Source organism: Vreelandella titanicae BH1, assembly GCF_000336575.1.
GTDB classification, from domain to species: Bacteria; Pseudomonadota; Gammaproteobacteria; order Pseudomonadales; family Halomonadaceae; genus Vreelandella; species Vreelandella titanicae.
On record NZ_AOPO01000024.1, the window covers coordinates 22,664 to 36,906 of the forward strand.

Sequence of the window (14,243 nt, forward strand, 5' to 3'; positions counted from 1 at the left end):
TACCAGTGTACAGCTTGGGCTGTTGCTGTCTGATCTAGTTTTTGTACGAAAAGTTGGCTCGCAAGCAACGGTCGATGCACGCTACGCATACCATCGCCTTAAAGCTACTTGCCAGCTTTTCATAGCGTGTGGCAATGCGGCGACATTCTTTAAGCCAGCCAAAGCAGCGTTCTATCGCATTCCGTTGCCGATATTTGGGTTTATCGAACCGCCTGGGTAACCCCGGCCGGGCTCTTCGATGCATGTTGCGCTGAGCAATCACGGGTTTCATGCCGTGCCTGTCGTAATAATGACGCAACTCATCGCTGTCGTATCCTTTATCCGCCATCATATAGCGACTACGTTTGCGAGGACGCCCGACGCCACCTGGTAAATTAATTTTCTCTAATGTCGGAACGAAGTGCTGAGAATCTGCCTCTTGACCAGGAGACAGAGTGAACGCCAGTGGCCAGTCATGGCGATCACAAACCAAGTGGATTTTGGTTGTTAAACCGCCGCGGTTACGGCTGAGCGCATGGTCTAGCGGTTCTTTCGAGCCCCCTTTTTACCGCCACCAGCGGCAGCGCGCGTGGCTCGCACGGAAGTGGCATCGATCATCCACGTGACCAGGTCCATAAGCCCATCTTCACGTAACTTGAGCTGTAAGCGAGAAAGTACCGCTTCAAAAGTTCCATCATCACGCCACTTGCGGAACCGGTCATACACCGTCGACAAAGGACCATATCGCTCGGGTAAATCACGCCATTTGGCGCCAGAGCACAGCACCCAGAATATACCATTGAGCATTTTTCGGTCATCCCGCCTAGGTCTGCCCATGGTTTGAGGGGGCGATGCCATTTAGAATCTGGCCTGGTAGTCTGCGGTCATCTATTTCTACCGTTATTCCCTGACCCAGCAACAATGCCTGGAGTTCATCAAAACAGCCTCTTGGTACCGAGAGATAACCTTGCTCGATTTGGGCACAGGATATGTAGCGAGGAATACTATGCGTTGAGAAACGCAGTGCCTGTGTTTTGAAAAATACGGGATTGGTAAAGCTCGCCATGCGCTTAATTCGTGCAGCCAGCGTCCCCGGTATGTCTGACAACTTCACATAATTGTGATTGGACAGTATGAGCGTGACGGTTTCAGGACATTCGATAATTTTCTCTGTCTCAACTGGTAACGCTTGCTCCCACGGCAATGTAGCGTCTACGGTAGCATCGGAATCAGGTTTCCTGCCGACCTTTTCTCCGAGCTGAGCCGGTGAAAGAGACTCTTGCCGACTGAGCAATGCCCATTGATCCGGGTAAGGAATCAAGTCATCGTCGACGAACTTGTACATCCGCGATTGCGCGCCTGGTATTGAAGCGGAAGGGGAATCAAATTGCCAAACCCACCAGCGGGCATCGAGTCCTGATTAGGGGTAAGCGCTCCACCAACCCCATCTAGGCAGGCTTCGCTTAGACCGGTAAGGTCTCTTTCCACTGCCAGGGCAGCAGCGTGTCGAGGTCATCATCGTTGAGGGTGGGCAGGGTCGCGAAGATGTACTGTAGTAGTCGTAAGGCGAGAGGCATTGGACTTGGCAGTGTCGATCAGGCTGTAGATCGCCGCTCTGGCGTGAGCGCCGCCCGGGGTGTGGCTGAACAGCCAGTTTTTACGCCCCACCACGAACGGGCGGATAGCGTTCTCTGCCGGATTGTTGTCCAGCGGGATCAGGCCATCGTCGATGAACCGGGTCAGGCGGAGCCACTGGTTATCCAGGTAGTGCAGGGTTTTACCCAGCGCACTTTTGGGCAGTACCTGGGCCAGTGATTTGTCGAGCCAGGTGCGGAGCTGATCGATAAGTGGCCGGCTCTTCTGTTCACGCAGCGCACGGCGGGCGCTAGTGCTTTCGCCTGTTTTTCCACGGCGTATAGCTTACGGATCTGGTTGAGCGCCCAGTCCGCTTTACCGGTTTTGCCTTTGAGCTGCACCTTCTGGGCCTCGACGAACTTACGCCGGTCATGCTCCCAACAGCCTGCATGGGTGATCCCATTACGGCGCACGACCTCGGCGTAGCCTTCATAGCCATCGGTGAGTAAGCGACCCGCATAGTCGCCTAATAGGTCAACGGGCACCCGTCCGGCGCGGCTGGCCGCGTAGTCGAACAGAACGACCTGCTGGCCCGGCGGCCAACCCCGCTGCACCTACATGTATGAGGTGGCACTGGCATGGCGGTCGGCTTCTTGCTTGACCTGGTGGAGAGTGGTTTCATCCATGTGGATCAGTGGCGCGTCTAACAGGTGTTGGCGTAACGCGTCGATCAGTGGGTGATCCGTTCTCCCGCCTGTACCATCCAGCGGGCCAAGGTATTACGGGGGATCTCGGCGCCATGGCGGGCAAAGAGCTGGCTTTGGTGATAAAGCGGTAGCGCGTCCTGGTATTTAGCCGTCGCGATATAGGCGAGCAGCATGGCGCTGGCATTACTCTTAGGCAACAGCTTGGCAGGCGCCGGGGCAACCTTGGCGCCCTCTTCGCATGTCGGGCAGGCATATTCGCGTCGCACATGACGGATGACCTCGATTCGGGCGGGCACCACATGCAACTCCTCGCTGACCGCTTCACCGATGACCTTCAGCGCGGGGCCGTCATCGTGGCAGTGGCGCGCATCATCGGGCAGTTCATGGATGACCTCGATACGCGGCAGCTCTGCCGGTGTCGCTAGTCGTGTCATTCGCGGTGGTGGTGCTCTCCGCTGCATCTTCCTCGTCAACCGCCCCTCCCGCTTCATTGATAAGCAGATCCTGCTGGTCGACACGGTACTTTTCGGTTGAGGGGGCCGAACTGACGCTCCAGGGCCAGCTGGACCTGTTCAAACAACGATTTTTTGGTGGCTACCCACTGCGCTTCCTTTTTCTCCATCAACGCCAACAGCCGCACATTTTCAGCGTCAGCTGCGGCCAGCTTGCGCTCAAGCTGGGTAACCGTCGGTGAGGAGGATGCGGTGTTTTTCATACCATTTAGTGTTCCAAAAACATCGCTAAAATAGGAGCGTCAAGGTTAGCCAACGCGCTGAAAATTTAACGTTTTGTGAGGCTTCATGGCCTTCAAGTCAACGCCATCCAGCAGCCAGTTAAGTTCTTGACCGGTTAACGTCACGGTCTCGCCCTCGCCCTTCAGGTGGGTGGGCCATTTAAAGCGTTCACGCTCCAAGCGCTTGTACCACACCACAAAGCCGTTACGTTCCCAAAACAGTAGCTTCACTTTATCGCGCTGGCGATTACCGAACACGAACAGCGCTTGATCAAACGGGTTCAAGACCATGGCTTCCTGAACCAGCAGCGCCAAGCCATCGATTTGCTTACACATATCCACGGGCTCTCGGCACAGGTATACCTTGAGATCAGTGCCGGGGCGAATCATACGACGACCTCCACCGCGACAAACCGAGCGGGACGACAACGCGAAGGCAAGAGGAAGCGTTGCACGAGTAACCGTTTTTCCCACGCCATCAGGTCGGCTAACCTCACGGTTTGTGCTCTGACATACGCACTTAACGGTATCTGCAGCGCGGCGGCATAACACAGGTGGCCTAACCAAAACGCTTGAGTGGGATTGAGTTCGCGGCTCATGATGATCTCCAAAGCAAAAGAGACCAACAGTGTGATCAGCCAACGTTAAGGTGGGTAGATGGGTTTTATGGCGCGCTTACTTTAATAGGCTAGAAGTGTCCGTAGAACACAGGGCAGTCCAGTCTCGTCGCCGAGAGATGGGCTAAAGGGTATGGCTTTGGGGGGAGCAGGGGGCTTCTCTTGCCCCAGCGAGATGCTTCTTGTCTAACCACATCCTAAAATAGTATTGGATCCTTTTGGCTGCGCTTGGTATTGGTTAAATATATGCTCGCATCCCGACTAGAGAGGTGTGGCAGTCATGTACAAAAACAATTCACGAACTTGAGGAAAGTGCATGGAATTTCTAGGAGCGAAAAACGCGTTAAAACTGTGGGTAGGCAGTGTCTAGGTCAGAAAGATGACACCTAAAGACTGCTAGAAATTTGCCGAAATGCTGAAGCCGCGGCCAGTGAGCGTAGTTTGAGCATGCGAGAAAGGCTCGCTGGGAGTAATTCCACATAAAAGCTTGCTGATCTCTAGGTAGAGCTAAATCAGTCCTAAAAATAAAACACTACTGGGCAATGCCGAGGAGAGAAAAAACCATGTTCATGAAGGTTTATGAATTTATTAGCTATGCATTAGCTGCGGTCCTGCTTCTTATCCTGACCTTTCTTACTCTGATTGATGTGGTCGGTCGGAATATTTTCAACAGTCCGTTGGCTGGTGCCACTGAATTGACCGAGTACGGTCTGGTCGGGCTGACTTTCCTTATTTACCCGGTGATTGCACTACGGCAACAGCACATCGTGATTGACATATTTGACTCTTTTGTCGGTAGGGTCGGTCGTATTATGCAGCAGCTATTGGCTGGCATCGTGGGGGCTGTCGTATTTTCTCTCCTTTCTTCGCGTTTGTGGTCGCAAGGCGATCGCCTAGTAGAATACGGCGATGTCACTCCTTATCTGCGATTACCCGTCGCCCCCGCTTACTACTTTATGGCCATTTTGGCAGGTTTCACGGCGATTGCCTTTATATTTGCCGCATTCGGAATTGGCAAGAAAATGCAGGATAAAAGCCACCCGCAGGAGATCGTCAAATCGAATAAGGAGGGATTCCGAGGAAGGACAATGACTAAGCCGGCAAGTTCAAGCCTTAATCCCTCAGAACGACCCATCTCTGAGGCTCAAACGGGCGACGATAAGACGAAAACTTGACGGTGAAGATTGTTAAACAGTCTTTTTGCTTGAAACTTAATGTATGTTTTGCGAGGAATAAAATAAATGTTTGCTGCAATAATAGGTTTTATCGTTGCCTTCCTCTTGATATTTGCGCGTGTCCCGGTAGCGATGGCTCTGGGTCTAGTCGGGTTTATGGGATATGTGTGGTTGCTTGACTGGTCTCCTGCGATAACCATGCTCACTCTCACTACCAGTAGCAACACTTTGAACTATAATCTGGCAGTGATTCCGCTCTTTATCTTGATGGGGAACCTGATCGCAGGGGCTGGCGTTTCCATGGACCTATACCGAGCCGCTCAGGCGTTTATCGGTAGGCGTCGCGGGGGCTTGGCATTGGCAACCATCGTATCCTCAGGCGGATTCGCCGCAGTTTGCGGCTCGAGCGTGGCGACGGCGGTGACGATGGGGCGTATCGCCATACCATCAATGAGGCAGTATGGCTATGCTGATAGCCTCAGTACTGCAACAGTTGCGGCTGGTGCAACCTTAGGCATTCTTATTCCTCCTAGTATCATCATGGTGATCTATGGAATCGCAACGGAAACCAGTATCGGCCATCTGTTTGCTGCTGGTGTTATTCCTGGAATACTTGGCGTTATTGGTTACATGTTTGCTGTTAAATTGGCAGTGATCCTAAATCCTGCTGCCGCTCCGCCTAGCACCGCTTCATCATTCAGAGAAAAAATGACAGCACTGCGCAAGACTTGGCTGGTAGGGTTGCTGTTTGCGGTGGTTTTAGGCGGTATTTATGCTGGTATTTTTACGGCGACGGAAGCTGGCGGCATTGGTGCATCCGGTGCCCTGCTCGTCGCTATGTTTCGCAAGGTTGATATCAGAAACTATTATTTGATCTTTAAGGATACTGCCCAGACGACAGCAATGCTTTTTGCCATCCTAATTGGAGCGCATGCATTTAGCGAGTTTATCAATCTCACTGGCGCCGACCGTATGGTTCTTGAGATGGTAACCGCATCCGGCCTTGCTCCATGGATGACGATCGGAATTATTCTCTTGATCTACATCTTCCTTGGTTGCCTATTAGATAGCTTAGCAATGATGTTGTTGACGTTGCCAATGTTCTTTCCGGTTGTCATGGGTCTTGGTTATGATCCAGTCTGGTTTGGGATCGTAATAGTAATGGTAATTGAACTCGCCCTTATCACACCCCCTATGGGAATGAATCTGTTCATAGTCCGAGCTGTCGCGCCCGAGGTTCCTCTAATCACAATTATCAAGGGTATCACGCCTTTTGTTTTACTGGATCTTGCTCGTGTGCTGCTAATCGTCGCTTTTCCGGTCATTGCTCTCTGGCTGCCGAATTATTTGTTTAACTGAAGGTAGTAAGGCTTTTCACGGCACTAACCGCCGTGGAAAGCCCTAAGTAGTATCATAATAGCTGTGTGTATATAGATACAGATTCTAGTGAAACATTGCTCAATAGATGATTAACTTATCCAGCGAGGTTAGCGGTGATTTTCAACCCGGTTGTCCAAATGGCTGCGCTTAAGCAGCCTGTTTATTACGCTCAACTTCCTGCAGCTTGCCAGCGGTTAGCGGGTTAGTTTATTTAGTGTGGTTAATAAATAAGTTATTCTTTATTTCTCCAAAAATAGAAACGTAGATTGTGGTATAGATCATTTTCTATATATAAATAATTTCTAATTTTATGTGTTGCCATACCCTAGACAATCCGACGTAGCCTTATACATTGTATGAGCCATGCAAGTATGGTGGGCGCTCTTCAATGCGTACAGTTCTTGTATGCTGTATTCTAATACGAACTCAAGCTATAGCAGAGGTTGATGATTTTTTGTTTATTTTTTATTTGGCTTGAAGTGGAAAATTATTTACAGAGTTGCTATATGAGTTTCCTATCGATTAAGCGTAAAAAAGTATTAGTCATATTGCTGTTTTTTTAAGACATTACTATTAAGGGAGTGCTCGAGCGTTAAACTATTCATCATTAATATGTTGGCTTAGCTGCTTGAGTGCGTTCAGCGTTTATTTCGGATTATTTTGTCCGTATAAGCCGGGTTTAACTATTAGTTAAACAATGTCGAATCAACAGCATCGGCACGATGGGTTGACCGTGGCATGAAGAAATGGACTTCTTGGGGATTTTCATAACAATCAGAACGATGAAGAAGGGCTAAAAAAGATGAATAAGATAAGACTTGCGAGAGTACTTACAGCATGTGCATTGGTGACGTCAGGATCGGCATCGGCGGTTGAACTTGGTACTGTTGGTGACACTAAGTTTTCGGTCTATGGCTATGCCAAGTTGGACTTTACTTACGATCTGGATGGCGTCCGGGCCGGAGCCGGTGGGCTCGGCAAGAGCGTTACGTTCAATAATGTGGCGGTCGGCGATCAGGCTGATACCAGCAGGCATTTCGATGCGCACGCTTATCAGAGCCGTATTGGTTTCAAAACGGTCACTCCTACTGAAAAGGGGGATCTGACCACCGTTATTGAGGGTGATTTCTTTGTCGATGGCGATCTTAGACTACGTCACGCCTACGGTAGTTGGAATAATATTACTGCTGGTCAAACTTGGTCGAATTTCGTTTCCTTCTTGGGGACTACCGAGACGCTTGATTTTACCGGTCAGTCAGGTCGCGGCGGCGTCAATCGTGCCGCCCAGATCCGTTACTCAATGGGTGATTTCCACGTCGCGCTCGAGGATCCGGATAGTGCTCAGTCCGGAATGGATTATGTTGAAAGAGACTTTGTTAATGAGCCTGACCGTAAGGACAGCATGCCTGACCTCACTCTGCGTTACGAGAGTGCGGCTGGCCCCGTGAAATTCGCAGTTGCCGGTATGGCTCGCGAGATTGCTATCGACGATGGCGAGAATGACGATTCAGCATTCGGTTGGGGTCTAACGTCTGCAGCTAGTATGGAGATTGTCCCAGGTACAGTTATTCGGGCGCATGTGGCTGGCGGGGACGGCATTGGTAATTATCTTCACAATACACCTACAGCGGCCGGCTATCGCGTCGATAATGAGCTGGATACGATTACCGCTTGGGGCGGAAAGGTGGGTATAACCCAGGACGTTGGCATAGGGCGCATAAATCTAGCTTACTCTTATGTTGAGGCAGACTGGGATGACGCGGTGAATGCCGACGCTGTAACTGGCGATACCGACGAGGCTCGTTCGTTTGCTACGGTCAACTACCTTTGGTCACCAATCGACCGAGTGACGTACGGTATCGAGGCGTCATGGCTGGAACGAGAAACCATCGAGGGCGACAGCGGGGATGCCACACGTCTGATGGCGAGCGTGATCTACGATTTCTGATGCTTCCTTAAGGATGAGAGCGCCGTCATCCACTAGTCCTTGTAATTACTGTTTCGGTATTGCCGTCCTTTCGGGACGGCCTTTTTGATAGCTGCGACGTCGTATCAGGCGGAGAGTCGGCTGTCGATAATATGGCAGGGTAGTGCCTTCCCCTGTCTCCATTAGGAGATAGACCCACATGGTGAATCGATACGATAACGACTCAGGCGTTTCACGCGCTGCTGCTGACAAGCTAGCCAGCGCCAGGCTTCCCAGTGGCTACTCGATGGCCACGTCGACAGTGATGTCACAGGCTATCACTACCGACGCAGAGGGGTTGATAGTCGGAGAGGTTAGGATCCCGGTCAGTGACGGCAGTTTACCGGTCTATCGCGCTAGGCCGGCAGGTACTGGGACATTTCCGGTGGTGCTAGTGGTCCAGGAAATCTTTGGTGTCCACGAGCATATCCAGGACGTCTGCCGGCGTTTCGCCAAGCTCGGGTACTTGGCAATTGCGCCCGAGCTCTATGCACGCCAGGGCGATGTCTCGGGGATGGATGATCCCAAGCGAATTCTGACAGAAGTGGTGGCGAAGGTGCCGACGGCGCAGGTCTTGGCGGACCTAGATGCGGCAGTTGAGTGGAGTCGGACTCGGGAAGCTGGGGATGTGCAACGTCTTTGCATCACAGGGTTCTGCTGGGGTGGCCGTATCGTATGGCTCTACGCGGCTCATAATCCACAACTCAAGGCTGGGGTGGCCTGGTATGGCCGGTTGGAGGGGGCGCGGAATGAGCTGCAACCTCGACAGCCCTGTGATGTGGCAAAGGAGCTCATGGCGCCCGTGTTGGGGCTCTACGGTGGCCAGGATAGCGGGATCCCCTTAGAGACTGTGGACCGTATGCGTGTGGCGTTGCAGGATGCGCCCACCACAACCGACATCGAGGTGTATCCCGAGGTGCCGCATGGCTTCTTCGCCGATTACCGGCCTAGCTATCGGGTGGAGGCAGCAGAGGATGGCTGGGCGAGGATGCTAGCTTGGTTCGCAAGATGGGGCGTCGCATAACCCCTAGCTTCGACTCAGAGCTCCGTAGGGGTTTTCTGACGTGTTTTGCTATCTCGCAGCATGCTTTAGCAATCGTGGTGGTAAGTTATAGCCGAGACAAAAACATTCATAAATAGTTAGCTGGTTTTATGCTGCATGGGCCACCAATGCGAAATCATAGGCTACCTCATGACTTGTGGTGCTCAGACGATGCATGCCGTTTTGACGCTGTGCAAAAGCTTAACCGGTATGCGCGTCGCAGAACACAGAAGCGTTCTTCGGGCTCCTGAAAATGGGAGCCATATTGAGTATACAACCCAACACAGCTGAGAGACTTGCCAACTGTATTACGCTCTGCTGCATCGTTTCCTTACGAATACTTTTGCTGACCATGCTTCGTCGTTAGTTCCTGTCCACCGTTTGTACTGATCCTGAAAGAGTCCTTCTCGACCGATTGATGCCGTCAAGCAAATAGACCACGCCACGCGATATTGCCTTTTACTACAGACCGCTGTTACTCGTCTAAGTGGCTGCTTGGATTGCTCAAGCGGTGTCCCTCCAGGAGCAATCGTCCTCTGGCGAGGCTCTCCCGTTAGCTGATCTCGTCGAAGGGTTCCAAACTACGAATCTAAGCGCATCAAAACTTGTGGGAAATTAAAAGCTGAGAGAGCGATTAACCTAGAAAATCCCTGGAATATGGGAAAGGTATAAAAACAGTCAAAATTAATATTGGAACCTTATCAAGGAGCATGGTGTTGTGAACGAACCATCTAGGTACTTAACGGCGCCGGGTGTTTAAAACAACATACAATGATATTAGATCAGGAGAGGCTCATGTTTAAATCACAAATGATTTCACATCGGACGAGGGTACTGCTGGCCATCGGTGGTGGCCTGACCGTCATGAGTATGAGCAGTAGTGCTGCTGCCGAGACTGTTCTGAGCTACTCCCCCTGGCTACCTTCCGGCTATGTTGTGAACGAGGCCGTTATGCCATGGATGGAGCGGGTCGAGGAGGTTACCGAGGGGCGGGTGAAAATCGTGCCACGTGCGGCGGGGGTCGGCGCGCCGAAGGAGCAGTTCGATGTCATCCGTGATGGCTTGGCCGATGTAAGCTTGGTGGTGCCGGGATATACTCAAGGCCGGTTCCCATTGTTGGAAATGGGGGAGTTGCCGCTGCTTTCCTCGGATGCTGCGGTACTGTCACCGACCTTCTACCAGTTCTATGCGGAACATTTCGAGCCCTTAGATCCGTTCCGTGGCGCACATGTACTGTCTGTATTTACTGTTGCACCGGCCCAGATCACTACCCGAGATGGTGTCATTAAAGATCAAAGTGACCTGGAGGGAGTGAAGCTGTACATCTCCAATGCGCCGGTGAGCAGTGGCATGGAGTCGCTTGGAGCCGCGCCAGTGGTGGCTTCGATCGCCGAGACCTATTCGATGGCCTCATCTGGCGTCATCGACGGAGCGATCATGCCCTACGAACCCACGCTGACATGGAATCTTTACAGCGAATTCGATTATATCACTGAGGTGCCAGGTGCCATGGGGCAAGCGACCATGACTCTGCTTGTTAACGAGGCCAAGTGGAGCAGCATCAGCGAGCAGGATCGCCAGGCAATCATGGAAATCTCAGGAGAAGCCCTTGCCGCAGAAGTGGGCAAGGCGGTTGCAAGAGGAGAAAGCGAGTCCGCCGCAAAACTGCGGGAACAGGGCGTGACCATCGAGGAGATGCCTGCTGATATGTACGAGCAGATGGTCGAAACGTTCAAACCAATCGATCAAGCCTGGGCTGATAAGGCCAAGGAGGCGGGTTTGGAGAACCCCAAGCAGGTGTTAGCTGACTTCCGTGCTGAACTGGGTACTCCCGATACCGCTGAAGCCGAATGAAGCGAGTGCTTTGCTATCGATCTGGCGTGAAGCATGTAGACGGCTATCTTCTCTTACGCTGGCTCGGACGGCCCAATGATGCAAAAGGGGGAGAGTTATGACAGAGCTGACCGACAAGATCGTGATCGTGACAGGAGCAGCGCAGGGCATGGGGCGCGCTATAGCGATCGAGGCAGCGCGGCGGGGGGCGTCCTGGGTAACCCTCGCCGACATCCAGGACGGTGAGAATGTCGCGCAAACGGTACGTGAGTTGGGCGCCCAGGCGATGTACATAAAAACTGATCTACGCCGTACGGAGGATATCCGCACGATGATAGAGGAAACCGCGCGCCAAGCAGGCGGTATTGATGTGCTGGTCAACAACGCGGGCGTTACCGAAACCACGCTGACCGGTAGTCCGCAGTCCATTGAGGCGCTTTCAGAAGATACTTGGGATGCACTCATGGACATCAATCTAAAGGCAGTGTGGCTGGCTGCGAAGTTCGCTGCACCGCATCTACGATGTTCGAATAAGGGGCCTGTGATCATCAATGGTGCTTCGGTGGCCAGCAGCGTGGCCTACCCGGGTCGGCCGGCTTATAGCGCGAGCAAGGGGGGCGTCAAGCTGCTGACAAAGGCTATTGCGGTCGATCTCGCCGAGGCTGGCATCCGCTGCATTGGTTACGCACCAGGCGGTATCGCAACGCCGATGTTTGAGTCGAGCTTATCCAGCTTTGAGGATCGTCGTGAGGCTGAAGCCCGGATGTCGGGAACACACTTGATCCCGCGACTCGGCACGCCCGAGGAAGTCGCCAACTTTGTCTGTTTCCTCGCCTCCGATGAAGCCTCTTTCCTGACCGGTGCGGTGTTCCCCATCGATGGCGGAACGCTTGCGTGGCGTGGCCTTCGGCAGTGACGTGAAAGTGTCATCGGGGCATGACGCCTCGACTTGAACAAGGAGACTAGAACATGCAGAACCGCCATAGTGTTTCCTTTGCGTTGCCGTCAGGAATAGTTCTGAAGGGAGATCGGTTTGGCTCGGACGGAGGGCATGCAGTATTGCTGGCCCACGGCGGAGGGCAGACCCGCCATGCTTGGCGCTCCTGCGGGGCCAAGCTCGGTCGGGCCGGGTATCACGCAGTGGCCATCGATCTACGTGGTCACGGCAAGAGCGATTGGTCACCTGATGGTGATTATCGGGTCGATCGTTTTGCGGAAGATCTGCTGGCGGTGGCCGACACCTTCGATCGGCCTCCGGTGCTTGTCGGCGCCTCGTTGGGCGGTAGTTCAGGCTTGCTTGCGCAGGGGGAGTATGCGCTGCAGGACCGGCGCGGCTTTGCGGGGTTGGTGCTCGTCGACATCGCACCGCGAATCCGCCAAGAAGGTGCCGATAAGGTACTGGGGTTCATGGCGGAGAACGTTGACACTGGATTTGCCTCATTGCAGGACGCTGCTGATGCCGTGGCGCGCTATTTACCCCATCGGCCACGCCCGAAAAACCTCGATGGGCTCGCCAAGAACCTGCGGCAGAAAGCCGACGGGCGCTATTACTGGCACTGGGATCCCCGTTTCGTTGCCAGCAGTCAGCGCTCTCAAGGTGATGGGCGGACCCAGCGCATGGAGGCCGCGGCACAGTCCTTGACCGTGCCGGCATTGCTGATACGCGGCACTAATAGCGAATTGGTCGACGCTGCTGCGGTTCAAAGATTTGCTGAGTTGGTCCCGCACGCAGAAATCGTCGATATCGCTGGAGCGGGTCACATGGTGGCAGGGGATCGCAATGATCGATTCAACTCCACAATCCTTGAATTTCTCCAGAGCTGGTCTTCCGGGCAAGGGGCTGGTGCCAGTGGTAGCGGATAGTGTGGATTCCATATACTTGTGGAACGTGACGTTAACTGAGTGCCATCGCGTTGCAAGCCTGCCCACACAAGCCCTTACAACACAACAAAAGGAATTTTTTCATGTTCAGAATTAGCCCGAAAGTCCGCCTGGGCGCCGTACTGGCTGCTACTTATATCGGGATAGCAACAGCGAGCGGTGCCGAAGCGGCCCAAACAGTATTGAGTTATTCACCCTGGCTACCACCGGGGCATGCCATCAACGACGCCGTGCATCCATGGATGGAACGAGTGGAAGAGGCAACGGAGGGACGAGTTCGCATTGAGATGCGTGCTGCCGCCGTTGGCGCAGCCAGAGAACAATTCGATATGGTTCGGGACGGCCTAGTGGATGTCAGTATCGTATCACTTGGCTACACACCGGGACGCTTTCCAGTATTGAGTATGGGGGAGTTGCCGTTTCTGTCGAGCGATATGCGCATTGCCGCCCCAGCCTTCGACCGCCTTTACCGAGAGACGCTTGAGGAGGTGGCTTCCCCTCCGGGAGTTCATTTCCTTTCTGTGTATACCACCCTACCGGCTCATGTTTTCACCGACCAGCGCACCATCGAGAGCCTTGATGACTTCAAAGGACTCAAGCTCAGAACGGCGAACCCGACAGGGGCTACCGTATTAGATGCTCTGGGGGCTGTTCCAGTACAGAAGTCGGCTAGCGAATTCTATGAGCTGATCAGCTCAGGTGTGATAGATGGCTCCCTTAGTGAGCCACAGACCGTCGCCAACTTCAACGTAGAGAAATATCTCAACTACCTGACCATGGTGCCTGGCGGGTTAGGGCAGTCGGTCATGGCGTTTACTGTCAATGAGAGAAAATGGCAAGAGATCAGTGAAGAGGACCGTGCGGCGATAATGCGAGCCTCCGGCGAACGCTTAGCGCTGGATGTCGCTGAGGCATTTACCCAAGCCAACGAAGAGGCCATTACCGGTCTGCGCGATGCAGGCGCCTCAATCGAAACCATGAGCCCGGCCCTGACCGACATGGTCACCGAGAGCATCAAGGGAGTTGATGAGGACTGGTTCGCCAAGGCCATGGATGCCGGGCTGGCCGACCCGAAGCGAGTGCTGACCGAATTCCGCGCCCAATTGAAGGTTTCGGAAGCGCGCACCAAGTAAGTCTCAGGGGTCGGATATCCTCGGCCCATCGTAGCTAGTAGGCCGTTTGTCCCGTGGAACTAGTTCGTGCCGGGCGAGTTGCTCCTGACACACGGCGTGAACGGCGTCATTAAGGAAGGAAAGTTATGAAAATAAAAATGAGTAGCTTAGTTAACTGGCGAGAATACTGGCAACTTTGCATCGACATGACTGCTAACTGGTTGAGGGCATCGCAGGGTGCTG

14 protein-coding genes and 1 pseudogene are annotated in these 14,243 nt (G+C 53.2%); 8 read left to right on the plus strand and 7 right to left on the minus strand.

Annotated features, from left to right (window positions below; genetic code table 11):
* Nucleotides 1–34: 34 nt before the first annotated feature.
* The 7 genes and pseudogenes from HALTITAN_RS25070 to HALTITAN_RS23265 form a co-directional block, all read right to left on the minus strand.
* A protein-coding gene (locus HALTITAN_RS25070) for an IS5 family transposase (RefSeq protein ID WP_085947174.1) occupies nucleotides 35–837 on the minus strand; the annotation gives its coding sequence in 2 pieces (ribosomal slippage) (nucleotides 35–546 and nucleotides 546–837; 804 coding nt in all).
* The gene (locus HALTITAN_RS23245; RefSeq protein WP_009288556.1) at nucleotides 803–1,324 is read right to left on the minus strand and encodes a hypothetical protein; all 522 of its coding nucleotides are present in this window, start codon (nucleotides 1,322–1,324) and stop codon (nucleotides 803–805) included. The genes HALTITAN_RS25070 and HALTITAN_RS23245 overlap by 35 nt, the downstream gene beginning before the upstream one ends.
* On the minus strand, nucleotides 1,297–1,389 hold the full coding sequence (locus tag HALTITAN_RS26430) for a hypothetical protein (RefSeq protein WP_411572277.1): 93 nt from the start codon (nucleotides 1,387–1,389) through the stop codon (nucleotides 1,297–1,299). Before HALTITAN_RS26430 ends, HALTITAN_RS23245 begins: the two co-directional genes overlap by 28 nt.
* A gap of 270 nt (nucleotides 1,390–1,659) precedes the next feature.
* Nucleotides 1,660–2,752 (minus strand): annotated as a pseudogene (gene tnpC, locus HALTITAN_RS24610) (IS66 family transposase); the annotation flags it as partial.
* Nucleotides 2,749–2,976: a hypothetical protein gene (locus HALTITAN_RS26435; RefSeq protein WP_039860784.1), complete on the minus strand. Its 228-nt coding sequence runs from the start codon at nucleotides 2,974–2,976 to the stop codon at nucleotides 2,749–2,751. The pseudogene tnpC and the gene HALTITAN_RS26435, both read right to left, overlap by 4 nt.
* A 45-nt stretch (nucleotides 2,977–3,021) precedes the next feature.
* Entirely contained in the window at nucleotides 3,022–3,384 is a 363-nt protein-coding gene (gene tnpB / locus HALTITAN_RS23260; RefSeq protein WP_039860785.1) for an IS66 family insertion sequence element accessory protein TnpB, read from the minus strand.
* Nucleotides 3,381–3,593 (minus strand): hypothetical protein, encoded by a 213-nt coding sequence (locus HALTITAN_RS23265; protein ID WP_039860786.1) that lies wholly within the window; start codon nucleotides 3,591–3,593, stop codon nucleotides 3,381–3,383. The genes tnpB and HALTITAN_RS23265 overlap by 4 nt, the downstream gene beginning before the upstream one ends.
* A gap of 581 nt (nucleotides 3,594–4,174) precedes the next feature.
* On the opposite strand from HALTITAN_RS23265, the gene HALTITAN_RS24615 reads away from it, so the two are divergent.
* The 8 genes from HALTITAN_RS24615 (at nucleotide 4,175) to HALTITAN_RS23305 (ending at nucleotide 14,021) form a co-directional block, all read left to right on the plus strand.
* Complete coding sequence (locus HALTITAN_RS24615) at nucleotides 4,175–4,786, plus strand: TRAP transporter small permease (protein WP_051052209.1); 612 nt, start codon at nucleotides 4,175–4,177, stop codon at nucleotides 4,784–4,786.
* A gap of 66 nt (nucleotides 4,787–4,852) precedes the next feature.
* A complete protein-coding gene (locus HALTITAN_RS23275; RefSeq protein WP_009288561.1) occupies nucleotides 4,853–6,145 on the plus strand; it encodes a TRAP transporter large permease in 1,293 nt (430 codons plus the stop codon).
* 868 nt (nucleotides 6,146–7,013) lie between these two features.
* Nucleotides 7,014–8,114: a DcaP family trimeric outer membrane transporter gene (locus HALTITAN_RS23280; RefSeq protein ID WP_152419305.1), complete on the plus strand. Its 1,101-nt coding sequence runs from the start codon at nucleotides 7,014–7,016 to the stop codon at nucleotides 8,112–8,114.
* 283 nt (nucleotides 8,115–8,397) lie between these two features.
* Nucleotides 8,398–9,156: a dienelactone hydrolase family protein gene (locus tag HALTITAN_RS23285; protein ID WP_236614994.1), complete on the plus strand. Its 759-nt coding sequence runs from the start codon at nucleotides 8,398–8,400 to the stop codon at nucleotides 9,154–9,156.
* Between the two features lie 828 nt (nucleotides 9,157–9,984).
* Nucleotides 9,985–11,028 (plus strand): TRAP transporter substrate-binding protein, encoded by a 1,044-nt coding sequence (locus tag HALTITAN_RS23290; RefSeq protein WP_236614992.1) that lies wholly within the window; start codon nucleotides 9,985–9,987, stop codon nucleotides 11,026–11,028.
* Nucleotides 11,029–11,155: 127 nt separating this feature from the next.
* On the plus strand, nucleotides 11,156–11,923 hold the full coding sequence (locus HALTITAN_RS23295; RefSeq protein ID WP_201764711.1) for an SDR family NAD(P)-dependent oxidoreductase: 768 nt from the start codon (nucleotides 11,156–11,158) through the stop codon (nucleotides 11,921–11,923).
* Between the two features lie 83 nt (nucleotides 11,924–12,006).
* Entirely contained in the window at nucleotides 12,007–12,870 is an 864-nt protein-coding gene (locus HALTITAN_RS23300) for an alpha/beta fold hydrolase (RefSeq protein ID WP_201764712.1), read from the plus strand.
* A 101-nt stretch (nucleotides 12,871–12,971) separates the two neighbouring features.
* Nucleotides 12,972–14,021, plus strand: coding sequence for a TRAP transporter substrate-binding protein (locus tag HALTITAN_RS23305; RefSeq protein ID WP_039860795.1), 1,050 nt, complete (start codon nucleotides 12,972–12,974; stop codon nucleotides 14,019–14,021).
* Nucleotides 14,022–14,243 lie beyond the last annotated feature (222 nt).